Genomic DNA, 25,764 nt, shown 5'->3' with positions numbered 1-25,764 from the left:
TCAAATTTCAATAAAGTGCTTGAAAACTAGATATAAACTTAAAATTTTAAAAACTGGAATATGTACAACAACTTACGTGACTTCATCAAAGCCTTAGAAGAAAAAAAAGATCTGATTAGGATTAAGGAGGAAGTTTCAACAGTTCTTGAAATGACAGAAATTCATCGCAGAGTTTTGTCAAGCAAAGGGCCAGCGATCATTTTTGAAAATGTTATCACAGAAAATGGCAAAAATTCGATTCCAGTTTTGGTGAATTTATTTGGTACTATTAAGAGGATTGCATTGGGGTTGAACATAAACCCTGATGAACTAAGAGATCTTGGTAAACTTTTAGCATTTTTGCAATCACCTGAGCCGCCAAAAAACTTTAAGGATGCTATAAAAATGTTTCCTTTGTTGAAAGTCGTGTTATCGATGCGAAGTAAAGTCGTGAGCAAGGCTCCATGTCAAGAGGTAGTGCTAACCGGAGATGAAGTGGACCTAAGTCTACTGCCCATTCAAACATGCTGGCCAAATGAACCTGCACCACTTATCACCTGGCCAATTGTGGTAACGAAAGGACCCACGAAAGAAAAGCAAGATAATTTTAATCTTGGAATATATCGTATGCAGGTTATAGATAAAAAAACAACACTAATGCGTTGGCTTGCACACAGGGGTGGCGCAACTCACCATAAGCGTTGGAAGGAAGAAGGCAGAAATATGAAATTTCCTGCTGCTGCTGTGATCGGTAGTGATCCTGCAACGATTATTGCTGCGGTAACTCCAGTGCCAGAAACATTGTCAGAATACCAATTTGCTGGACTGCTGCGAAAGAAGCCGCTTGAACTTGTAAATTGTAAGACTATTCCACTTCAAGTGCCAGCTCACGCGGAAATCGTTCTGGAAGGCTATGTGAGTTTGGATAGATATCAAGATGAGGGACCATATGGAGACCACACTGGCTACTATAATTCTGTTGAGCAATTTCCAGAATTTAATATTACTGCAATTACTATGCGTAAAAACCCGATATATCTTAGCACTTTCACTGGCAAGCCACCTGATGAACCATCGATTCTTGGTGAAGCACTCAATGAAATTTTTGTGCCCATTCTTATCAATCAATTTCCAGAGATAGTGGACTTTTATCTGCCACCGGAAGGTTGCTCATATAGAATAGCGATAGTGTCGATAAAAAAATCCTATCCAGGGCAGGCAAAAAGAATTGTTATGGGCATACTTTCTTTTCTAAAGCAGTTTTTATACACGAAGTTTATTATCGTTGTTGATAATGATATAAATGTACGTGATTGGAAGGAAGTAATGTGGGCAATGTCAACGAGGATGGACCCTGTGCGTGATACAATCATGATAGAAAGTGTACCTATTGATTATTTAGACTTTGCTTCCCCTGAAAGTGGACTTGGAGGTAAAATGGGATTTGATGCGACAAATAAAATCCCGCCTGAAACCAAACGAGAGTGGGGAAAGAAAATTGAGATGAGTGAGGAAATAGTAAGGAAAGTCGCGGAGAAGTGGGAGGAATATATGGACTAGACTTCTTGCATAAAAGCAGAAAAAAGTTTGGCGTTTTTTATAATGCCGCATTAACTGATAATTGTGCGTCACAGTGCCCTTTTTTTTGTCATCCTATAGCTATACCGCCGCGGTATCTCTTAGCCGCTAACAAGTAGTGGGATGACGAGCTTATCGTCATCCTGCCGCGAACCGTCATACCGCGATTCATTCGCGGTATCTCTAGATCCCGCTAACAAGCAGCGGGATGACGAATTACTTAACCATCATCTACACCGTTATACCGCGATTCATTCGCGGTATCTCAAAGCATAGATCCCGCTAACACGTAGCGGGATGACGAGGTCATGCCACCGCGCGAACCGTCATACCGTCACGGTATCTCTAGATCCCGCTAACACGTAGCGGGATGACGAATTACTTAACCATCATCTACACCGTCATACCGCGATTCATTCGCGGTATCTCAAAGCATAGATCCCGCTAACACGTAGCGGGATGACGAGGTCATGCCACCGCGCGAACCGTCATACCGTCACGGTATCTCTAGATCCCGCTAACACGTAGGGGAATGACGAGGTCATGCCGCCGCAAACCGTCATACCGCCGCGGTATCTCTTAGCCGCTAACACGTAGCGGGATGACGGTTGTTGTTTAGCTATAAATATTAAGAAATTTACCAAATGAAAAAAAAGGCAAAAGAAGCCCTGGGGTTATTATCCGCTTTAAAATATTGGCGTTTTTTATGTTTTAAACGCTTGACAAGCGAGATTCAGCCGCTTTTAATTGCAACTAACTTACGCTGCAAATGTTTAAGAAATTTACTAAGCAGAAAAAAAGACAAAGAATCCCCGAGTTAGCTAGTCTTTTACTATCTCTGTCGAGTATTGGCATTTTTTGATGTCTTGTAACGCTTTATAAGCGCGTTCAGCTTATTTAGATAAAAATCTAGATGTAGATGAAGTTTTGTAAAGACATACAGTATCTATATACTGCAAAAAATTGAACATAAGACGCCGATACATTAAGTAATCCTTACCTTTTAATCTGCAGATTGGCGAAAGCAAATACAATAGCTTCAGTTTCATGATAAGAGGGCTGGCGGAGTTTGTCAAGCAAGTTTTTTTGTTTCTGCGGGCTACCTGAGTCTATTGATTTCATTAGAGCCGAAACTCTTGAGACCTAGGTGATAATTCTATCTAAAAGAATGCCGAAAAAGAGCAGCAACCCTACGTAGGAGTTATTTTTAAATATGGACATGCATTGACTGGGATCGTCAGGATTGAAATTTTTGTGTTGGCGGTGAAATATGAACCCTACGGCAAATAGAGCAATATAAAAGATGTTATTTAATGATGATAAGATACCAGCATATAGCCACGTCATAAGAGATATTAAATAAAATCTTTTCAACCAAGATTTTGTTGTATCACCAAAATATAATGCGGTAGATTTCATCCCGAGTTTTTCATCATCTTTTTTATCTTGATGGGCGTATATGGTGTCATAGCTAAGTGTCCAAAAGACGCATCCTATATAAAACAGCAAGGATTCTATACTGATCTGGTTTGTTATTGCTGCTGAGCCCATGAGCGATCCCATATTGAAGGTAAACCCTAAGAACAATTGTGGCCACCAAACATACCGCTTTAATAAAGGGTAAGTAGCTATCATACACATTGAGATTATTCCAAGTATAAGTGTAGTTTTATTAGTTAATAATAAGATTACCAGGGCAATAGACAGTAACAGTGAAAGTAAAGCCAAAGCCTGCTTTATGTTTAATGCACCACTTGCAAGTGGCCTATATTTTGTTCGTTCAACGTGCGCATCTATTTTTCTATCGAAAATGTCATTGATTATGCACCCTGCAGGTCTCATTAAAAATGCACCTATAGTAAACAAAACAAGGAGAAAAAGAGCCTGATACGATAGAGAAGTTGAGGCTAAAAGAATACCGCTCAAACTGGGAAATAGCACAAGCCACAAACCTGTTAAACTGTGCAACCTCATTAATGAAAAGTAACGATTGAAATGCATTAATTAAGTGTGATTATGTAATATTTTGCTTACATTAACAAAATTATCGAACGCTAAGTCAGGCTTGAAAACTAGTTCAGGTATAAATCGCAAATCAACATAACACAATATAGATTTACGTATTGACCATGCAGATTGGTTCATTTCATTAACAACAGTATTAATATCACAATTATTCTCAGAAGGATCTCCAGTGCGTCTTTTTTCTGGATCTAAGTAGTCAGCTACTTGAATATTCAATGAAGATAACACAATATATACATCTGCTTTTTTCAAATCTTTACTTAATTTTACGTCAGATACCGCTACATTTTTATTGAACACCTTACCTTCCATTAGAACTCTTGATATTGCTCTATGCAATACCGATGCTATCTTTAGGTTTCTAATTTCCTTTTTCATATCCAGCTACTATAACACCCTTTCTTCTTGCACTAATTGATAAGCTTCCAAAATATCTCCAACTTTAATATCGACATTACCCTCTAGTGATACTCCGCATTCAAAGTTTACACCTACTTCTTTAACATCATCTTTAAATCTACGTAGTGCTTTTAACTTTCCTTCATGCACCAATTTGCCACCACGCATTACCTTAATTAAAGAATCTTTTCTTATGACTCCATCACTTACGTAACATCCAATGATATTACCAGCTTTAGATACGTTAAATATTTGCCTCACAGATGCAAAGCCAACACGAACCTCTCGTGTAACAGGCCTTAACATTTTAGTTAAATACATTCTCATGTCGTCAATGAGCTCGTATATTATGTTATAAGTATGTATTTCTATACCTTTTTGTTTTGCCAAGTCCCTTATTTTTGAGTCCACTTTTACATTAAAAGCTAAAATTACTGCACTTGATGCTTCTGCAAGCAGCACATCTGAATCTGTTATCCCTCCTACTGCTTTGTGTAGGATATTTAATTTCACTTGATCTTTACCGAGTTTATCAATTGAACTTGATATTGCTTCAATAGAACCAGTTACATCGCACTTTAAAACTACAGATAGTTCTTCTATTTCACTGTTATTACGGCTGAATATATCTAAATCATCCTCATCTAAATTTTCTTCTTTTTTCTTGATTAACTCTAACCTATGTTCAATAATTTCACGTGCCTGCTTTTCAGAATTTACAACAACAAATTTATCTCCAGCATTTGGTACACCATTTAGACCAGTAATTTCAATTGGAGCAGAGGGTAGTGCTGCTTTTTCTCTTTGACCAAGGTGATTAACCATACTACGTACTTTACTGTATGTTGTACCAACTACCAATATATCACCAACCTTTAACGTTCCTTCCTCAACTATCAATGTAGCTGATATTCCTTTCGCTTTATCTATTTTGGATTCTATTACCCATCCAAGTGCTCGACAATCTTCTATTGCTTCTAGCTTCATTAATTCAGCGATTAACAAAATCGTCTCTTCTAGTTTATCTAAATTAGTTTTCTTTTTTGCTGATACTGGCACAATCATAACATCACCACCAAGCCCTTCAGGGATGAGATCATATTGAGGCAAACTATTAATTATTTTTTCTACATCACCAGGCTCAGATTTATCAATTTTATTAATAGCAACTATAATGGAAACATTTGCTGCTTTTGCATGATTTATTGCTTCAACTGTTTGTTTCATGATTCCATCGTCAGCTGCAACTACTATTACAACTATATTAGTAATATTGGCACCACGTGCACGCATCGCAGTGAACGCTTCATGTCCTGGTGTATCAATAAAGGTAATTTTTTGCTTATCTTTTGTCATTATTTGATAAGCACCTATGTGTTGAGTTATGCCACCTGACTCTCTTTCTGCAACATTAGATTCACGAAATGCATCGAGCAATGAGGTTTTACCATGATCGACGTGTCCCATAAAAGTGACGATTGGTGGTTTAGGTTTTTTAGGCAGGCTTTCTCTGCCTTCTATAAAAAATAAATCTTTTTCTCTGTTGGTATCGCTCACTCGTTTAGCCGTATGATTAAATTTTTCCACTATTTCACATGCTATATCTGGATCCACCAGATCATCTACTCTATAACTCTCACCGACTTCTTCTTTGAACATTTTTAGCACACTCTTGCTATCTTCTGCCATGCGAATAGATAACTCCCTGATAGTTATTTTGTCTGGTATAATAACTTCTCTTGATATATTTTTACCCTTAGTAAACTTTGACTTTCTACCTCTTATACCAAACCTTTGCTTAAATACAGGGGGTTGTTCAGTTTTTTCATCTATTGCCTGTGCAATTACCAGTTTAGAATGCTTAGAATATATATCTTTGTTGACTTTAAAAGACTTTTTATCGTTGTCCTCATGGTCAATACTATCTTCTTTTGGTTCAACTAAGTGGGTATTACTTAAAACTTGCTTATTTATTTCCTTAGATAAAGCGTCCGCTTCATTTTTCTCGTCAATCTCTTTATTGCTGTCTTCTTTTGCTGTTTTCTCTTTTTCTTCTCTCTTATTTCTTTCTTTCAGCAAAGCAGCATTCTGCACAGCATTAATGCGAAAAATTTGTTCTTTCTCTGTTAAAGAACCTAATTTACTCTCGTCAAATAAATTATGTTCTTCTGCATCATGAGATTTTTTTCTTCTTTTTTTTACTACTGTAGCTCCAGTACTTGGGCTAGCTGAAGAGTTTAAATTGAGGTCTAATTTAAGCTTGCTTAAACCTTGGAGCGTTAATTTTTTATCACTGATATCTTCATTATTCATATTATTTTATTATATTAATCCAAGCTTTTTACGTGCTTCTATGATTATTGAATCTACTGTATCTTTTAGATCTTCTTTGCTATCGGATGAGGAAGAGAGTATGCTGCAAAACTCATAACTTGATAAATCTGCTATGTCCTCTAAAGTCTTAATATCATGCTTACTAAGAGCAATTTTATTGTCTATTGATAAAGTTAAATTGATTACATCATCCTCCATACCTAAACTTTTTAGCTCTTCTATTTTTCTATCATTTTCTGCTTTCAGGTACTTATTTGCTCTATTATGAAGTTCGTTTGCAATATCTTCATTAAAGCCCTCTATTGAAGCAAGCTCTTTAATTGAAGCGCTAGATATGTCTTCTACACTTGAAAAACCTTCTGTTACCAATAGCTGACCCATAATCTCTTCTAAGTTTAAAGCTTCAGCAAATAAAGCTGAACATTGACTAAGTTCTTTACTTCGCCTTTCTGATTCTTGCTGAGTGCTTAATATCTCAATTTTCCATCCAACAAGCTCTGAAGCTAATCTTACATTCTGGCCCTTTTTTCCTATCGCTAAACTCAATTGATCTTCAGCAACTATTAACTCTATGCAATTTTCATTTTCATCAATAATAACCTTCGATACTTCTGCAGGAGTAATGGCTTTAATAACAAATTGACCCAAATCTGAGGAGTAATTTATAACGTCAATTTTTTCACCATTTAATTCGTGTATAATAGTTTTTATTCTATCTCCCTTAACTCCAACACAAGCACCTACTGGATCAATGTTCTTGTCGGGAGAGAAAACGGCAACCTTAGACCTTGAACCAGCATCTCTAGCTATACCTTTAATTGTCACTAATCCGTCAGCAATTTCTGGTATTTCTTGATTTAATAATGCCTCCAAAAAGCCTTCATGAGTCCTAGAAAGAATAATTTGACGTCCATCATCAGAGCGCTTAACAGTCTGTATGTAAGCTTTAACCTTATCACCTTCACGAAATGATTCACCACCAGTTAAATTTCGCAATGGAAGATATGCCCTAGTGCCATTTATGTCTATAATAAGATCTGAATATTCTACTTGTTTAACAATACCATACCTTATTTCTCCCACCTTATCTTTAAATTCCTCATATTGCTTTTTTGACTCTTCATCTTTAATTATTTGAGCAATCTTTTGCTGGGCAATTCTTGCTGAAGCAAGATCAGTGTTAAGAGAGAGTAATTCACTAACAGTATCTCCAACTTTTGCATCTCCTTTTATTAATTTAGCTTGTGTAAGCGTAATTGATTCACACTCGGTATTCTCTTTTTCATTTGATTCATCATCAATAACTTTTAGTTTTCTATATGAAGTAACTTTGCCTGTGTTTCTATCTATATCAACTACAATTTTACTTTTGCTACCATATTTTTGATGAGCCACTGCTTCTATAGCACTTTCTAGTGCCTTTATTACAACATCAAAATCTAAACCTTTTTGAAGTGAAAGCTCTCCTGCTGTTTTTATTACATCAAGGCTTCCAACTATGTTATTCTTGTTACTTTTCTGCTTAACACTGCTTTTACGATTAGCAATCATAATAAATAAATCCAATGTAATTAGTTATAATTATAGCTCCAACGGGCAAAGAACACTATCTTAAATGTTAAATGATTGCTAATTTAAGTCAAGTTTTTTCATGTCTTTGTATAACAAGCAACGCAGGAGTAAAGAATAAAGTTAAAACCGTTGCAGCCAATATTCCACTTGCTATGGTTGTTGAAATGTCAACCCACCACTGGCTTGATGGAGCATCATATGTGATTTGTAGCGTAAAAAAATTGATATTTAACCTGGTAATCATCGGTATTAAACCAAGAACTGTGGTTGCAACGGTAAGCAATATTGGCCTAACGCGAGAAATTGCAGCGTTTATTACACATCGCTTGATGTCATTTTTGTGTACCTTAATTTGGTGATGAAAGGCATCAAGTAATAGTATGTTATTATTCACTATAATTCCCGCCAAAGCAATTATCCCCACTCCACACATAACAACTACGAAAACTTGTTGGATAAGAAAGAAAACAAAAAACACACATGTTGTGGATAAAAACACTGCTGTCATTACGATAAATGTATGGTATACATTATTAAACTGTGTCACTAATACCAATATCATTAGTGTAATCGCTAATATAAAAGCCTTTAACAAAAATGCTCCTGATTTTTGTTGATCTTCTTTGTCGCCTTTAAAATCAATTTTTACTCCCTTGTCCCAATCCTGGGCAATAGAATTCTGAATGAACTTTACTCTTTCATCAACAAGATAGCCAGTATCCAGGTCAGCAGAGATTGTCACTGTGCGTGATCCATCAATCCTACTTAGTTTGTTTACCTTTTTTTCGGGGGCATATTTTACTATGTTGCTCATAGGATACGGGCCATTAACTGTATTGATAAAAAGATTGTCTATAGTCTTCATGTTGCGGTCTCTTCTGGGGAAACGGAGTACAATATCGATTTCTTCATCCGTGTTATTTGGTCTATATTTTCCAATCAACACTCCATTTGTAACCATCTTTATAAAATCGCCAATGGTTGCAACACTTACTCCAGAACTTGTAGCCTTACTCTTATCAACGCTCATATTCCACTCTATTTCAGGTGCTGATCTGCTATCTTGAATATTTATAAACCCGGATGAAGGTTGGTTCATAATTTCTAGAATTTTCTCTGCTGCTAAATTCAAACTGGATACACTCCCGCTGAGGTTAATTTGTATTGGCTTGTCAGCCGACGGTCCTGGCTTTTCCTCTTGAACATTAATTATTATTCCTTTCATGTCTTGCACACTGCTCCTTATATCATTTAGTATGTGCTTAGCTTTGCGCCTGAAGCGCCAATCCATAAGTTCTAGTTGTATTCTGGCGATAACGTTGTCTGAAAATGCTCCTGATCTAGCATAAGAAACATGAATTTCTTTTTCAATGCTCAAAATGCGTTCTTCCACTTCTTTGAGTATCAGATCTCGTTCTTTGGCTGATAAGCTTTCTTTTGCTTTAACACTGATTAAAATATTATCTGAATCCACTTTCGGAAAAAACTTTACTCCAGGAGCAAAAGTAAAGTACAGCACACTAAATGAAAACAAAACGAATACAGTAGCACATACGAATTTTTTAGGATGATCCAAAACCTTCTCTAGCATGCGTACGTAAGCTCTTATTATAGGCCCAGCATTTTTTATTTCACCACTTTCTATAGCACTCATTTTTTTTATTTCTTTTTTTGAAGTTATCGAAGGCTTACCAAATATTGCACCAAGTGTTGGTATAAAAACCAAAGCCATAATGAGCGATCCAGTCAAAGTTAGAATTATTGTAATTGGTATGTACTGCATGAATTTACCAACAGTATCAGGCCAGAATAATAGAGGAAAAAACACTGCTAATTTAGTTAACGTTGATGATAGAACCGGATAAAACATATCACGAACTGAAGTGTAAAAAGCTTCTACTTTGTCCATTCCGCAGATCATCTTTCTATCGGCATATTCGCTGATCACAATTGCATCATCAACCAGCATGCCAACAGCCATAATTAAACTGAAGAGCACAACGATATTTAAGGTTATACCCATAAAGTAAAGAGCTATTATCCCAATGAGAAAGGAACCGGGTATCGAGAGTGCCACAAGAATAGCAATCCTTGTTCCCATAGAAAGCATCATTATGATCAATATTAACAACACAGCAAATATTATGCCGTTTTCCAAGTCATCAAGCACATCGCGGACGTTTTTTGACTGGTCGTTTAAGTACACCACTTTTAAATTTTCAGGTAATTGATCTTTTGCCTTATCCATTAAGTATTTTACTTGATTTACTGTGTCTATTATGTTTTTTCCGTTACGTTTTGAAATTTCTAGCACGACACTAGGTAATCCATTAATGCGAGCAAATCCTTGGTGATCCTCAAACCTAGGGTATACTTTTGCTATATCTTTGATTCTCAAAACTGCATCGCCTTGAGATCTAATAGGAATATTCATAATATCTTCTATATCTTTTAATAACCCTGATATTTTAATCGAATATTTACCGGTATCATTTTCCAGTGACCCAGCTTCCACTAGTCTGTTATTGCTTGATATAGCTTGGAATATTTCGTTTGATTGAATGTTATATTTTGTTAGAACTGTGGGCTCAACTATCACTTCCACTGTTTCTTTACGCATACCTGCCACTTCAACTTTGAGAACATTTGGCAGAGATTCTATTTCTTTCTTTAGCTTGCGTGCTATTTCAGTTAAGGCTCTTTCTGGCAAATTACCAATTAAGCCGACATTGAGTATCGGAAATAAGCTCAAGTTTATTTCATTGATTATCGGAGATTCCGCTTCAACAGGTAACTTCGATTTTATGTTTGAAAGCTTTGAACGAACATTATCGAGCACTTCTTTATTATCATACTCTGTTCCAAATTCGAGTATCATGTGAGCACCATCATTAGTTGCAAAAGCTCTCAATTCTCTTACACCTTCGATGGATCTTAGTTCATTTTCTATAGGAAGCACTAATAGCTTTTCACTATCTTGAGCAGAAATCCCAGGAAGTCCAACAAACACGCTGATTATAGGAATCTGTATATCAGGATTGCTTTCCCTTGGCATTTTTACATAAACGTATGAACCGAAGATAAAAATTACTATAAGTAATAATACCACCGCCCTGTTTCGCTCTATGAGTAAGCTCTGCATGTTGAATGTTAGCTGAATATGTGTGTTTGTACAATATTATAGTCGAGATACATTGCATATTAATTAATCCTTGTGTAGCTTTAAAACTTTACGCAAATAATTAAAATTTTCGCAAAATTGCAAGTATAAGAAAATTCCTGTATAATAATTCTAGAACAGTATTTGAGAGGTTATTATGGTGGCAATTCTAAATGTAACAAAGGGCAAAAATAAAGTTATTGTGTCTGGATTAGCTGGAGCTTTATCAGCTTTAATATTTTTAACAGCAATCCACATTGCCGCAAAGATAGCCATTATCGTTTCTGCCGCTGCAGTTACTTACTTATTACTTTCGCTGGTTCATAAAATAAGAACTAAAGCTGAAATTACTCGTGTTTCAGGAGATAAAGTTTCAGAAGATGAAGGGTATAGCAGTGTTGATGAAGGTGAAGAAAAAGATACCGTAAAAGAACCAAAAAGAACTGAAACTGAGCTAGAAGAAGAAATAATAAGGAAAAGAGCACAAGAACGCATGGAGAAAGGATCACTTGGTGGTCCTATAAATGCGTTTGGCGAACCAATTCATGTGACTATAGATGCTGAAAATAGTAATCCTGTTGATTATACAAAAACTATGGTAGTGCCTGAGGAAATTATTCTTAGCATGCTAAATGATAAAACTCTTACACAAAATAACTCTAGCTCTATAAAGAATCAGATGAAACCTCTTCCTGAGCACATGGATGTGCCTGGTAATCCACTTCCTGGGCAAGTGTTAAGCAATCTAGAGCTTGAATCTAAAAGCACGCAGAAACTATCTGCTTTAGACTTGCTATTACAGTGCAAAAATGTAGATAATGATGTAAAAAAAATGCTAAAACAGCCAATTACCCAAAAGGGGTTTAACGGATTAGGATTTGATAGATAGTTGTTATATTAACCTCTCCATCTCATATTGAGGATCAGATGCAATGCCGTAGACCCTATTTGGCGGAGCAATTTTGTTCTCTATACCAAAAACCATACCTTCAATTATTGCTGTGAGTACTTTTTCAAGGTCACAATCTGCTCCGGGAACGCGGTGCTCTAGGCGGCATCTTTTGAAATCGTTGCCAAAATAGGGAATTCTTATCGCAGCAGTTCTGTTATTTACTCCCCAACTAATCGTAGTTGGAGTGTGAATATCCGGATACTGAAATCTTAAATATGAATCATCATTTGGAGCAAAAAACAACATATGTTTTTTCATCATTGCACATAATCCACCAATACTATGAATCAGATAGTCACTGTACTTTTGCTCATTGATATAAAATAAGTTACCGTTATTTGAATTCACGAGATTAACATGCACATTTAATGCACTGCCTGCTCTATCCAAATAAGGCTTTGCTTTAAAAGAAACATTCCCACCTAGTTTTTGTGCTGTTTCAGTAAGTGATTGTTTTGCTAACTCAAAATGCTTAATTAAATTGTAGGAGTTCGTATAACAACCACTTTTTATCTCATACTGATGTGTAGAATTCTCCTTCTTGCAAGAAAATTCAAGAGATGCTATTTTATTTTTGATGCTATTCAGAAATAAGTATTCTTTTTCTATTCCTTCAATGTAAAACTCTAGTTCAATACCGAATACAGCATAACAACTCAAATTACTTAATATAATCATAAATTTGCTTCAGTAAATCTATATTAGGTTAGCTATATTTATATGAATACTTTACTTATTTGCCAGTAAATTTAACATCTTATTTATACATAATGTATTACTGTTTTTAATAGCATGCTTCTAATCCTCGATACAAGCGACATTTACAAATTTTTCATTTTTTTGAAATAAAAATGATCAATTTTAATGTTTTTATACCCTTTACAACCCATCAAAAAATCACCATAATTTTTAGTATGTATTAAGTAGTATTAGCTTTTCATTTTGCAGTAAGCTATTGATTATCTTATATTTTTCTAATTATTGCTTTTTTCTTGGTGTGGTATATGAACTTAACTAGCCCTAAGGTTTCTACTATGTTTTTTGATCAGATTATTACAGTAACGGATCACAATGTTACTTGGGAAAAAATCCAAAATTGTCTTTATAATCTTTATGGAGAAGCAACATATAATAGCTGGCTGAGTTCACTAAAATTTGTCAGTAGCAGAAATGGGGAAGTTCTTTTATCCGTGTCAACAAGGTTTATAAAAGAGTGGATTACAGTTCATTACATGAAAAAAATATTATCATTATGGCAAAGCGAAGATAAAAGTATACGTTCTATTGATATTCAAGTAATTGAGGAGAGGAATTCAAATTTTAATGTTATACTAAAAAACAGAGAGGAAAGTAATCATAATCTTGGTTCGCCGCTGGATCCAAGGTTCACCTTTGATAATTTTGTAGTGGGAAAGCCAAATGAATTAGCATTTACGGCGGCAAAGCGTGTGGCAGAATCTATAGATCCAATATTAGGCAGCAATCCTTTGTTTCTATATGGTGGAGTGGGACTTGGTAAAACACATCTAATGCATGCTATAGCTTGGCACATAGTCAATTCCCCATCAGCAAAAAGAAAAGTGGTGTATTTATCAGCAGAGAAATTCATGTACCAATATATTACAGCGCTGCGAAGCAAAGATATTATGTTATTTAAAGAGCAATTTAGATCAGTAGATGTATTGATGGTAGATGATGTGCAATTTATCAGTGGTAAAGATAGTACACAAGAAGAATTTTTTCACACTTTCAATGCATTGATAGACCAAAATAAACAATTGGTTATATCAGCTGATAGGTCTCCTAGTGATCTTGATGGAGTGGAAGAAAGAATAAAATCACGACTCGGTTGGGGGTTGGTGGCAGATATTAATGAAACAACTTTTGAATTAAGGCTTGGTATATTGCAGGCAAAAGTGGAGCAGATGAATATGTATGTTCCGAAAGATGTCCTAGAGTTTTTAGCAAGGAACATAAAATCTAATATAAGAGAATTAGAAGGAGCATTAAATAAGGTTACCCATACCTCATTAGTTGGAAGAAGTATGACGGTAGAATCAGCTAGTGAAACCCTAATCGATCTTCTTAGGTCAAATCATAGGTCAGTCACAATAGAAGAAATACAAAAGAAAGTAGCTGAATTTTTCAATATAAAGGTTGCAGATATGCAATCCAATAGAAGGCTTCGCAGTCTTGCAAGGCCAAGACAAATAGCTATGTATTTTGCCAAAAAATTTACGCAAAAAAGCCTACCAGATATTGGGAGAAACTTTGGTGGCAGAGACCATGCTACTGTTATACATGCAGTAAAACAAGTAGAAAATTTTATAAAGACCGACTCAAAATTTGCTGATGAAATCAATCGATTAAAAAAAATGTTTAAGTAGCGTTTTTAAAATAGCTAATAACAAATCCTAAAATGAATCGACTATAGTTTTAATCCGTTTAAGTTTAAAATCTTCTGTTAGCTTCGCAGAATACATTTCCTTATTGTGTTGATTATAGAAGGTAAATTCGTGATCATCTAAATTTAGTATTGCAAAGCCAAAGCCAAAAAAGTTTCTAACCTCGTGTGCTAAGTAGTTTTTACCATTTAAATAGTCAAATTCTACATTTTGATAAACAGATTCTTGATCTTGAGCGTGTAATGATGCACCACCGTTTCCAACTATAATTTGGTCTGGAACATTATCCATTAATAAAATCTGGGCTATATGAATGTGGCCAGAAACTATGGTAGTAACATTGCTTGGAAATTTATCTCCAAAAGCTTCGATTTGTGTAAGATTACCATGGCTTTTTAATGTCAAAAATTCTTTTTTTGGAGATCTCCAAAGCGGTTTATGAGTTAAAAACCACATGGGCTTGTCAGAACTATTTTGTATCAATTTATCAAATTGCCTCTCAAAAGCATCAATTGTGCTTTGGGTTGTAAAAATATCCTCACCGGATGAAGAGTCGAAGATAAAAAATTTCATCGGTCCAGCATCTAAGGACCAACTAGAAACGAAGTTTCCACATTTTTCAGACGAAAAGGGGTATGAATCTAGATACCTGAACCATCCTTCATAAGCTCTATCACAACTCTCATGGTTTCCACGAACAAAAAGGAAAGGGGATTGTGATAAAATATCCTTTGCAGGCTCAAACCAATCAGCGTACCAAACTTCTTTATTATATCCATAAATATCGCCACACTTTTTTGTATTTATACATTTTGTTTGTCTATAATGATAATCGCCAACATGGATAATTAAATCTGGTTTATGAAGGGCGATTGAATCTAAATTTTTTTTTAAAGGCCAGCTATCTACCGAATTACATTCCTGCTGAAATAACATATTTATTCTACAGCCCGTGTCACCAATGAAAGCAATTTTATTAACCTTTTTTGGTAATATAGGAACCCGTAGATCCTCAATACTAATGTTTTTGGCACTTGTTTGTACTGTCAGTTCACAAACTGTTTCGTTATGATCACCATTGTTAATTGAGCTGCGATTCAGCATTTCTGTTTCCTCGCCATCAACATAAACAATGGGACACATGTCATTGTCCGTAATTGCGCGTATGCTTAGTTTATTTTCTGGGATAACTTGAGACCATGTGTATAATATTTGTGCATGGACGAAATGAAAGCTAGTTATAAGAGAGAGAGCTAAAAAAATAAAGATATTAGCTATATTCATTTGTATAAAAACCTAAGTTAAAAATTAGTAGTAAGGTTATCTTAAATGATTAAAATTTATAATCACAAAATTCATAATCAAATTATACAAACAATTTCTAAATTATTCTAGTATCAGATTGACACTCTAGATGAAAAATTCTAAAATGATTAAGTAATTTAAAATAATTATATAAAAACTAGAATATAGTGCGGCCGTGGTGGAATTGGTAGACACGCAGCGTTGAGGTCGCTGTGGCTCATAAGGCCTTGGAAGTTCAAGTCTTCTCGGCCGCACCAGTTTTTATCGCTGTTTAATATGGGTAAAAATGTTTATAGGAAATCAGAGTAGCAATAAGGTAGAAAGAGCTATCAGCGAAATCAGGCGCGGTCGGCCAATTGTAATATATGATGAAAGTAATTACCTATTGTTTGCTGCTGCTGAGGCTTTAGAAAGAGATTTATTTAATCAATACAAGCTTACATCAAGTAATGTATATGTTACTTTAACTTCAAGTAAGGTAAAATACATATCTCAGAATAAAGAACATAACAGCAAACGTCTGTTGGTGAATAATTTTGATGAACTGCTCTATTTAATAAACTGTTCAAAGGAAGATTGCATAAAAGAGTTGCAATGCTCAAAGACAATAGATGAATGTGCTATTGCCTTGCTTAAGTTCTCAGAATTATTGCCATACGCGTTAGTGGCTGATATGACTTTTGAGAATAACCATGAAATGCGAAATTGGTGCGAGAAAAATGACGTTATTGCACTGGACACGTCATTCATAAATAATTTTCAAGAAAATCAGGATGTATATGAAGTGTGCAAAACATCATTATTTTTAAAACAGACTCAAGAAGTAAATATCATATCTTATAGAACCGAAAGTGGTGGAAGAGAACATCATGCAATTATCATTGGCAATCCAGATAAAGATGACGAACCATTAGTGAGAATTCATTCTTCGTGCTATACGGGTGACTTGTTAGATAGCTTGTCATGCGATTGCAGAAGTCAGTTACATCAAGCAATTCAAATGATAGCTGACTCTGGAAGTGGTATTATATTGTATTTGATGCAAGATGGAAGAGGCATTGGTTTAACTAATAAGTTAAGAGCGTACAGTATGCAAAGAGGACATAATCTTGATACTGTTGATGCAAATAGAATATTGGGTTTTGAAGATGATGAAAGGAGTTTTGCTGTTGCAGCTAAAATGCTTAAGAAATTGAACATTAACAAAATCCAATTACTTACAAACAATGATAGGAAATTGTCAGAATTGGAAAGTAGTGGTATAGGAGTTACAAAGTGTCTACCACTTATTGTGGAACGTAATAAATATAACGATTCATATATGGAGACAAAGTTTGGTAAATTAGGCCATAGATTAAGAGTTTTTTAGCTTTTTTGCTGTAACTACTTTGTTAATTTGCTATGTTTATTAACATAAGTTAAGATTTTTAGGAATACTAAAATGCTAAGATTTTTTAAGCAAGAAAAAAATACTGAATCCTTAGATAAGGATATAAATTGGAATTCAAACCGCTACAGCACAGTTATTGCTCAAAGGAATATTCTACTTTTATTTGCATTAATATTATTAGCAACGATCTCTATCAGCATATTAGTCATATTTAAAATTAGCACAAGTAGCACTATTGAGCCATTTGTTATAGAAATTGACAAGAAATCAGGAATAGTGCAATTGGTTGATCCTGTCACAGTAAAACAGTATTCTGCAGATGAAGCGCTAAACGATTATTTTATTTCAGAGTATATAAAAGCAAGGGAGGTTTTTGATCCATATCATTATAATTATAACTATTATACAAAGGTGAGGTTGTTTTCCTCACCTAATGTGTATAATGAATTTAGAAATTATGTAGGATCGCAGAATATGGATGATCTTTTTAATTTATATTCAGATACCAAAAGTGAATTTAAAATTCGCTCAATTCAAAAGTTGGGTAACGATGCTCTTCAGGTGAGATTTTTTGTGGAATTTACACGGAAAGATGGAAGTTCTACGAGAAAAAATAAGATAGTTATTATGTCATATAGATATGCATCGCTTGAAATGGATGATCAGCAAAGATATATTAACCCATTAGGATTTCAAGTTATTTCATATAGAGTAGATGATGAATATGTATAGGATATTATTAGTTTTAGCTTTACTTGTAAGTGGCAATTTAAACGCATCCATTAATTATAATGAGCCTATTTCTATAGATAGTAGAATAAAGACTTTTGTGTATAGCCCTAATGAAGTATTTACGGTGGTTTTTAGTCAGGGTTACTATTCTTATATTGAATTTGCGGAAGGAGAAAAAGTTAAAAATATCGCTGTTGGTGATGCATCAAGTTGGAAAATTAATCCTTATGACAATAAATTGCTTATCATGCCATTTGAAGTTAGTAGTCGCACTAACATGATTATTACGACAACTAAAAAAAGAAATTACATTTTTGATTTAATCTCAAGGCCAAACTACGATAAATACCCGGATACTGATGCTAAGAAAGTAGATCACGATTATTCTGCTGAAAAGGATATATCTTACGTAGTACGTTTTTATTATCCTCAAGAAGAAGGTGAATTTGATGTTGATTTAGATGAGGTTTCTTTACCTACTCAAATGCAATATACTACAGACAAGCTAGAAAAAATAATACAAGAAAATGATACGAAGTACAATTATACATATATTGATGAAGGTGGTAATGCGGATATAGTTCCGATCGAGTTATTTGATGATGGTTATTTAACCTATTTAAAATTTAGAAATAATAATAAAATACCTCAGGTTTTTGTAGAAGGGGAGGATAAACCTTGTAAAAGGCTGTTATTTGATGATTATGTTATAATAAAAGGAGTACATAAAAAGCTATTTATGCGTTATGAAGATGGTGAAGTTGAAATTATAAATAGGTCACTTTAGCTGTGGTACATGCAATATGAATAAAGAAAGGCGTAACAATTCAGAAGATGAATCAGAAATAGAGAATAAGGTAGTAACAGTTGGCTCTAATCAAGGTCATAGGGCATTGATGGTCATTATTTTAGTGCTTCTGGCTGGTGGAGTGTATTATCTCTATTTTAGTCCTTCTCCTAAAGAGGGTTCAGAAGTTATTAAAAAAGAGGAAACAAAGCAAAACGTTCAAGAATTGAAAGGAAAGTTGGAACAAGTTCCAGATAATGTAATGGTTCCTGAAAGAATAATAACTGATCCCTTACCACCCTTACCTCCTCTTCCTACACCACTAATCATACCAGAAATAAAACAAATTAGAAAAGAAGAAGTGATGAAAAAAGAAGAAGAGAAACCAAAAGAAACTCCTGTGTCAAATATACCTATTTTGCCAAAGCAAAATTTTCCTTCTAGTAATGTTATGGGCAATTTACCTACCTCGTTTCCTACAATAGGGGGTGGCGGTTATCCTAGAGACAGACGTAGTGCACAGATGTTGACAATTTCAGGTGGTAGTGGAGAGAACAAGGCTGCTGATGCTATTTTATCCGACACTTCAGCACAATCGAGCAAAGCTACCAGAGTAGGAAAGCTTGGTTTAATGATTACTCAAGGTAAAATTATTGATGCTGTTCTTGAAACTGCAATAAACTCTGATCTGCAAGGAATGCTGCGTGCTATGGTGAGTAGAGATGTTTATGCAGAAACTGGTGATACAGTTTTAATACCTAAAGGCTCAAGATTGATAGGCAGTTATTCATTTGACTCGAATGTTGCTAAATCTCGTGTAAATATAAACTGGAATAGAGTGATTCTGCCACATGGAATAGATATTGCAATCTCATCACTTAGTACTGACGAGCTTGGTAGAGCAGGAATAGCAGGAATAGTTGATAACAAAATAGTAAGTGCGTTATTCTCTTCAGTGACACTTGCTGGTGTTTCGATTGGTTCTGCTGTTATAGGGCAAAAGGCTTCTAATCTTGTTGATACGCTAACTATCAGAGATGCAGTAAAGTCTATCACTGCAACCGAAATAGATTTTTCTTCTCTCCAACTCATTATTGACCCAGAAAAGAAGATATCTAGTGACAAATGGAAATTAGGCCTTGGGGCTATCGGAAGAATTCGGAGTGCCAAAAGCAGACAAGATTTACTAAAAATAATGAAAGAGGAAATAGCAAAAGCACTAGGAATTGAAGAAGACGAGGTAAATATAAGCCTGGAAATTGTAAATCAACTGTTAGAACAAATTCAAAGAAAAAGCAAGTCTGTTTATGATGAAGCAATCGGGAAATCAATCGAGGATTTTTCTAAAGATATGCGGGATGTAGTGGGCAGATATACAGATAAAAAACCAACTATTTATGTTGATCAAGGCACTGCATTGAAAGTATTTGTTAACCAAGATATAGTATTTCCTCCACAGGCAATATTAAATCAATGAAATGAACTATGCTGCACTTGATACATATTTGGAGCCATTACAAGGCATATTTCAAGAAGAAGGCGTAAATGAAATATCAATAAATAAGCCAAAGGAAGTATGGATTGAAAATCGCGGTGAAATAAGGTGTGAAAAATTAGAAGTATTCGATCTTAACCATTTGAAATCTCTTGGCAGACTGATTGCTCAAGCTACAGAACAAAAACTTAGCGAAGAAGCGCCGTTACTTTCGGCAACATTACCAAATGGTTATCGTATACAGATAGTATTTCCGCCAGCATGTGAACCTGATAAAGTAGTCATGTCGATTCGTAAGCCTTCTAGCATGCAGTTAGCACTCGATGATTACGAAAAAATGGGGGCTTTTTCTGAAACTGTTACAGAAGCAACTGATAATCCAGTTGACCGTCATTTGGATTTATTGTTAAGGCAAAAAAAAATAAAAGAGTTTTTAGAATACGCTGTAATAAGTAAGAAAAATATTATAATTAGTGGTGGAACTTCCACTGGTAAGACTACTTTTACTAATGCTACTTTGCGTGCTATTCCAGCTGAGGAAAGAATTATTACTGTTGAGGATGCAAGGGAAATCGTTTTGAACGATCATCCCAATAAAGTCCATCTAATTGCCTCTAAAGGAGGGCAGGGCAGAGCAAAAGTAACCACTCAAGATTTGATAGAAGCGTGCTTACGTTTAAGGCCAGACAGAATAATAGTTGGTGAGCTCCGTGGAGCGGAAGCTTTTAGTTTTCTCAGGGCGATAAATACTGGTCACCCTGGATCAATATCAACCCTTCATGCAGATAGTCCAACAATGGCCCTTGAGCAAATAAAATTGATGGTTATGCAGGCAAATCTTGGCATTCCTCCAGACCAAATTATACCATACATTAGAAATGTGATTGATATTGTTATTCAGCTAAAAAGAACCGGTGGGGGCAAAAGAAGCATTTCTGAGATATTATTTACTAGATCTGCGAGCGAAAATGCTTAAATTTATACATAAGTTAAGGAAGAGTAGTTTATGAGTAATGGAAATCACCTACGTAATATTCTCATAGGAGGTGTAGTAGCTTTTAGCGTACTTGAGTTTTGCTTCTATCTATCTGGTATATTGTTTGTTCTGTTTGCTGATGGTCCGGATGCTGTGGATTTTAAGGCAATTAATCCTAGTTTGACGCCTTTCCCTCAAGCTCTTTGGCCAACGATTTTTGATCATATACAATATTGTTGGCATCATCCAGAGTTATATAGCCTTGAGCTCAAAATCACATTAATTATATCTTCTGCACTGCCTATCATTGTTTTAATGATTATCTTATGGAATTTAAGAGAAAGGATAATTGAGTGGCGACCATTTAAAAAGAAGGAATCACTTCATGGAGATTCGCAGTGGGCATCAGAGAAAGACATACGAAAAGCAGGATTAAGAAGCAAAAAGGGATTATTGCTTGGTAAAGATAAAAGAGGATACTTCATTTCTGATGGGTTTCAGCATGCATTGTTATTTGCACCTACAGGTTCTGGTAAGGGTGTTGGCTTTGTAATTCCTAATTTATTATTTTGGACTGACTCGGTAATTGTACACGACATAAAATTAGAAAACTATGAAATAACAAGTGGTTGGCGAGAACGACAAGGACAAAAAGTATACGTATGGAATCCAGCGCAGCCAGATGGAATAAGTCACTGTTACAATCCATTACAATGGATTAGTGAAAAACCTGGGCAGATGGTTGACGATGTGCAGAAAATAGCTAACCTAATCATGCCTGAACAAGACTTTTGGCAGAATGAAGCAAGAAGCTTATTTGTTGGAGTGGTATTATACTTACTTGCTGCACCAGAGAAAGTTAAATCTTTTGGTGAAGTTGTGCGTACGATGCGTAGTGATGACGTGGTTTATAATCTTGCTGTTGCTCTTGATACAATGGGTAAAATACTACACCCTGTAGCATATATGAATATTGCAGCTTTTTTACAAAAAGCTGATAAAGAAAGGTCAGGTGTTGTATCAACCATGAACTCATCACTTGAATTGTGGGCAAACCCATTGATTGATACTGCAACTGCGTCAAGTGATTTTAATATTCTAGATTTTAAAAAGAAGAAAATTACAGTTTATGTTGGTTTAACTCCTGACAACTTGACTAGGCTCAGGCCTTTAATGCAGGTTTTTTACCAACAGGCAACTGAGTTTTTATGTAGAAAATTGCCATCGGATGACGAGCCTTATGGCGTATTGTTTTTAATGGATGAGTTTCCTACACTTGGAAAAATGGAGCAATTTCAAACAGGTATTGCATATTTTCGTGGTTATCGAGTTAGGTTATTCTTAATTGTTCAAGATACTGAGCAGCTCAAAGGAATATACGAAGAAGCAGGGATGAACTCCTTTTTGTCAAACTCGACTTACAGAATAACTTTTGCAGCCAATAATATTGAAACAGCTAATTTAATATCGCAACTTATAGGAAACAAAACTGTACAACAAGAATCGTTGAATAAGCCTAAATTTTTAGATTTAAATCCTGCTTCAAGGTCATTACATATCTCTGAAATACAGAGAGCATTGCTATTGCCTCAAGAAGTTATTATGTTGCCACGTGACGATCAGATAATTTTAATAGAGTCGACTTACCCAATTAAATCAAAGAAAATTTTGTACTACAGTGATACCACCTTCACAAGAAGGCTGCTCAAACAAACTCGTGTGCCTACACAAGAACCATATGACCCAAACAAAGTTCTTTCTGCCGCTGCGAGCAAAGATAAGGTTAATAACGAGGGGAATAATGTTCTTGAGGGACCTAATTCAGTTGATTATCCTGCTGAAACTAAAACCGAAGATGCAGTATATGATGAATCAGATGAATTTGCAGACGAAGATATTGATGATGAAGATATCGACGATAAGTTTGAAGATGATGACGAGGAAGATGAGGATAGGAGCGATGATGGGTTTGATGACGAAGAAGAGGAGGATGAATTTGAAGATGAGGATAAATTAAAAAATGACGAGAAGTAAGGTTAACTTTGCCTATTTTTAGCTCAGAAAAGTGCAAGTTATGCAAATAATTAGGTTTTTCATATTAAGCCATTTTTAATTAATTAGTATTAGATTAGCTATTTTAACTAGGGGAGTAGTAATGATTAGTAAAAAAACATTAGCGGTTACAGCATTTGCTTTATTGTTGTCACAACAATCTTTTGCAAGTGAAACAGAAGGGTTTTACTTTGGTAGTGGGTATTACGGTCAATATTTAAATAACACAAGCGTACTAAAAACAAGCACTACAGGTATCAAAAATTTGTCTATAAATGACAGGGGTGCTCAGAACACAGAAGGTCAGTCACTAAGTGAGTATAAAGGAGATTATAATCCACCTTTTGCTGCAAATGTGGCATTTGGTTACACAGGAGAATTGGGTAACAACAGCTATAGGGCTGAATTGGAAGGGATGTATTCTTCTGTAAAAGTGGATAATATTGGTTTAACAAGTAGCCAAATAACTGTTTCATACCTAAAGGAGACTGGTGAGGATCCTAATAAAGAAACTTATCTCTATAGTGCTGCAGTTAGTCATGACCAAATTGAGAACATATCTGTAATGGCAAATGTTTATCATCATTGGAAAAGTGACCGTTTCTCTTTTTCTCCTTACGTTGGTATTGGGATCGGTGCAACAAGAATGACGATGTTTGAAAAACCGTCAATAAGACCCGCAGGTCAATTAAAAGCTGGCTTTGACTATCGCATAAACGAAGATGTAAATATGCATATCGGATATAGAGGTTTTGGTGCTATTGGTAGCGATATTAAGCTTACAGCAAAAAGGTTAGGACAAGTGGTAGACGACCCTAATAATGATAAAAAAAAGAAGCTTAATCCTAGCTCAGGTAGCAAAGTAACTGAGGAAATAAATATAGGTAATCAACTATTTCACACACACGGTATAGAGGCTGGTCTTACTTTCCATTTTGCCAGCAAAGCTTAAACATGTTGCCCTTTAAAAAATGCATAAAACCGTTCCTGTCGTCCTATGGCTTGACCATAGGATCTAGTTAAATATAGATCCAAGTAGTCACGCTACTTGGATGACTAGGTAGAGGGTACTGGGATGATATAGGATAATATGGGATGAAGGCAAAAAAACATTAGCTATGTTCTTTTCACAACAATGCATCTCTTCATTCCCGCTAAGTCATATACATATTCCTGAAAAGCTAATTCGTATGAGGGGATTATTTTGTCAATATTGCTTTGATCTTCACCTATCTCCAATATCGCAAACCCATTTTTTTTAAGGCACCTCCTTAATATTGGAAAAATGCTCAAGTAACAACTCAAACCATCAATACCACCATCAAGGGCAATTCTTGGTTCCTTTTGCACTTCAGCTTGCAAGTCTTTCAATTTGCTTCTTTTAATATATGGAGGATTACTGATTATAAGATCGAATGAACCTCTGCACTCTGTCCACGAACTTGGAAATATTTTGGCTCTGCTGAGAAGATCATGTTTTTTTGTGTTCTGATAGGCAACTTTATATGCTTCCAAGCTTTTTTCAAAACCGACGCCAACAGCATATTCATACTCACTAAGTACGGATATCAATAAACAACCTGTGCCTGTACCAAAATCTGCAATTTTTAGTTTCTGTTTTTTGTTTGGGTAATATTTTAACACTGCTAGGATTATTGTTTCACTATCTGGCCTTGGATCTAAAACATGCTGGTTAACTATAAAATTTTTACTCCAGAATTCATGATTACCTATTATTTGCGATATTGGATATCTTTCCGCTCTTTTTTTTGTTAATTTCCAAAATAAAAGTTCTTTCTCCATTGGCACTTGATCAGCATGGTTCACAATTATAAATGATCTTTCCACTCCAAGTACGTGCTGCATGATGATTTCACAATCTAAATGTGGTGATTCAACTTTATGTGACGATAATAACTCCGATCCTTCTTGAATTAAAGAGCTGATTGTTTTCATTATTCTAAAAATATGTTTCTTTCAGCCAAAAATAGCAAGATGAGCTTCCAGTTTAGGGTAGCTGCACTAAATCCCAGTGTCAAGCACGCAGCTGTACGAACATTGCAATTTGCAGATCCAAGTAGCTTGACTACTTGGATCCAGCTAAGTTGGTGAGCATAAAAGTATAGCTAATGCGAGCTTTACGTCATACCGTCACGGTATCTCTAGATTCCGCTAACACGTAGCGGGACGACGAGGTCAGGGTGTCATCCTAGTACCTTCTCCTGTCATCCCAGTGCCCAGACACTGAGATCCAGAAAAGTTTGCTTGTAAGCAAGCAAACTAGCACAGAAAGTGGTTACAACATTTTCGATGAGATTATATGGAAAACTGGATTCCAGTGTCAAGCACTGGAATGACACCTTCCTGCTCAGTTCATGTTGCCATAAATATTAAGAAATTTACCAAACGAAAAAAAGGCAAAAGAAGCCCTAGTCATTGTCTATTTTCAGTATTGGCGTTTTTTAAGTCTTAAACACTGCAATTTAGCTGCTTTTAAATGCAACTCACCTTAGTTTAAATGTTTAAGAAATTTACTAAGCAGAAAAAAAGGCAAAAGATATCCCGTATTAGCTAGTTGTCACTCTCTAATCCTGCAAATTGGCGTACTATACTGTCTTAAACG

At 35.3% G+C, this 25,764-nt stretch carries 18 protein-coding genes and 1 tRNA gene; 11 read left to right on the top strand and 8 right to left on the bottom strand.

Going from position 1 to position 25,764, the window contains the following annotated elements; all coding sequences use genetic code 11:
* Positions 1–60: 60 nt before the first annotated feature.
* Positions 61–1,539 carry a UbiD family decarboxylase gene (locus AAGD66_RS05150; RefSeq protein ID WP_264329614.1) on the top strand — a complete coding sequence of 493 codons (1,479 nt, stop codon included), beginning with the start codon at positions 61–63 and terminating at the stop codon, positions 1,537–1,539.
* 1,161 nt (positions 1,540–2,700) lie between these two features.
* Here the strand turns inward: AAGD66_RS05150 and ubiA are convergent.
* The 5 genes from ubiA to AAGD66_RS05125 all read right to left on the bottom strand — a co-directional run bounded on the left by ubiA (position 2,701) and on the right by AAGD66_RS05125 (position 11,029).
* On the bottom strand, positions 2,701–3,558 hold the full coding sequence (gene ubiA / locus AAGD66_RS05145) for a 4-hydroxybenzoate octaprenyltransferase (protein ID WP_264723776.1): 858 nt from the start codon (positions 3,556–3,558) through the stop codon (positions 2,701–2,703).
* Positions 3,559–3,561: 3 nt separating this feature from the next.
* Positions 3,562–3,960: a ribosome-binding factor A gene (locus AAGD66_RS05140; RefSeq protein WP_006279769.1), complete on the bottom strand. Its 399-nt coding sequence runs from the start codon at positions 3,958–3,960 to the stop codon at positions 3,562–3,564.
* Between the two features lie 9 nt (positions 3,961–3,969).
* Positions 3,970–6,294: a translation initiation factor IF-2 gene (gene infB / locus AAGD66_RS05135; protein ID WP_341814441.1), complete on the bottom strand. Its 2,325-nt coding sequence runs from the start codon at positions 6,292–6,294 to the stop codon at positions 3,970–3,972.
* A 9-nt stretch (positions 6,295–6,303) separates the two neighbouring features.
* A complete protein-coding gene (gene nusA / locus AAGD66_RS05130; RefSeq protein WP_015589511.1) occupies positions 6,304–7,866 on the bottom strand; it encodes a transcription termination factor NusA in 1,563 nt (520 codons plus the stop codon).
* An 88-nt stretch (positions 7,867–7,954) separates the two neighbouring features.
* Positions 7,955–11,029: an efflux RND transporter permease subunit gene (locus AAGD66_RS05125; protein WP_264723774.1), complete on the bottom strand. Its 3,075-nt coding sequence runs from the start codon at positions 11,027–11,029 to the stop codon at positions 7,955–7,957.
* Between the two features lie 175 nt (positions 11,030–11,204).
* Between AAGD66_RS05125 and AAGD66_RS05120 the strand changes: the two genes are divergently transcribed.
* Entirely contained in the window at positions 11,205–11,936 is a 732-nt protein-coding gene (locus AAGD66_RS05120) for a hypothetical protein (protein ID WP_264723773.1), read from the top strand.
* A 3-nt stretch (positions 11,937–11,939) separates the two neighbouring features.
* Here AAGD66_RS05120 and AAGD66_RS05115 read toward each other — a convergent pair whose 3' ends face one another.
* Positions 11,940–12,677: a glutamine synthetase gene (locus AAGD66_RS05115; RefSeq protein WP_264723772.1), complete on the bottom strand. Its 738-nt coding sequence runs from the start codon at positions 12,675–12,677 to the stop codon at positions 11,940–11,942.
* Between the two features lie 326 nt (positions 12,678–13,003).
* Here AAGD66_RS05115 and dnaA point away from each other — a divergent pair, with 326 nt between their 5' ends.
* Positions 13,004–14,386, top strand: a complete 1,383-nt coding sequence (dnaA, locus tag AAGD66_RS05110; protein ID WP_265024549.1) for a chromosomal replication initiator protein DnaA — start codon at positions 13,004–13,006, stop codon at positions 14,384–14,386.
* 27 nt (positions 14,387–14,413) lie between these two features.
* Here the strand turns inward: dnaA and AAGD66_RS05105 are convergent, their stop codons facing one another.
* Entirely contained in the window at positions 14,414–15,688 is a 1,275-nt protein-coding gene (locus tag AAGD66_RS05105; RefSeq protein ID WP_341814440.1) for a metallophosphoesterase, read from the bottom strand.
* Positions 15,689–15,878: 190 nt separating this feature from the next.
* On the opposite strand from AAGD66_RS05105, the gene AAGD66_RS05100 reads away from it, so the two are divergent.
* From AAGD66_RS05100 to AAGD66_RS05065, 8 genes are all read left to right on the top strand, one after another.
* Positions 15,879–15,966 (top strand) — tRNA-Leu (locus tag AAGD66_RS05100).
* 29 nt (positions 15,967–15,995) lie between these two features.
* Positions 15,996–17,078, top strand: coding sequence for a GTP cyclohydrolase II (locus AAGD66_RS05095; protein ID WP_010082649.1), 1,083 nt, complete (start codon positions 15,996–15,998; stop codon positions 17,076–17,078).
* A gap of 72 nt (positions 17,079–17,150) precedes the next feature.
* On the top strand, positions 17,151–17,831 hold the full coding sequence (locus AAGD66_RS05090) for a virB8 family protein (RefSeq protein ID WP_155968235.1): 681 nt from the start codon (positions 17,151–17,153) through the stop codon (positions 17,829–17,831).
* Positions 17,818–18,618, top strand: a complete 801-nt coding sequence (virB9, locus tag AAGD66_RS05085; RefSeq protein WP_174515708.1) for a P-type conjugative transfer protein VirB9 — start codon at positions 17,818–17,820, stop codon at positions 18,616–18,618. Before AAGD66_RS05090 ends, virB9 begins: the two co-directional genes overlap by 14 nt.
* 16 nt (positions 18,619–18,634) lie before the next feature.
* Entirely contained in the window at positions 18,635–20,095 is a 1,461-nt protein-coding gene (locus AAGD66_RS05080; protein ID WP_174515709.1) for a TrbI/VirB10 family protein, read from the top strand.
* A gap of 1 nt (position 20,096) precedes the next feature.
* A complete protein-coding gene (gene virB11, locus AAGD66_RS05075) occupies positions 20,097–21,089 on the top strand; it encodes a P-type DNA transfer ATPase VirB11 (RefSeq protein WP_065094644.1) in 993 nt (330 codons plus the stop codon).
* A 30-nt stretch (positions 21,090–21,119) separates the two neighbouring features.
* On the top strand, positions 21,120–23,123 hold the full coding sequence (locus AAGD66_RS05070) for a type IV secretory system conjugative DNA transfer family protein (RefSeq protein ID WP_077188467.1): 2,004 nt from the start codon (positions 21,120–21,122) through the stop codon (positions 23,121–23,123).
* Between the two features lie 121 nt (positions 23,124–23,244).
* Entirely contained in the window at positions 23,245–24,093 is an 849-nt protein-coding gene (locus AAGD66_RS05065) for a P44/Msp2 family outer membrane protein (protein ID WP_253303626.1), read from the top strand.
* A gap of 164 nt (positions 24,094–24,257) precedes the next feature.
* Here AAGD66_RS05065 and prmC read toward each other — a convergent pair whose 3' ends face one another.
* Positions 24,258–25,097, bottom strand: coding sequence for a peptide chain release factor N(5)-glutamine methyltransferase (gene prmC, locus AAGD66_RS05060; RefSeq protein WP_264339235.1), 840 nt, complete (start codon positions 25,095–25,097; stop codon positions 24,258–24,260).
* Between the last annotated feature and the right edge of the window lie 667 nt (positions 25,098–25,764).

The sequence above is a fragment of the Wolbachia endosymbiont (group A) of Dendrolimus pini genome (assembly GCF_964026835.1).
Lineage (GTDB): Bacteria > Pseudomonadota > Alphaproteobacteria > Rickettsiales > Anaplasmataceae > Wolbachia > Wolbachia pipientis.
The sequence above is the reverse complement of the archived record's forward strand: the minus strand, read 5'-3'. Positions and strand labels throughout refer to the sequence as shown.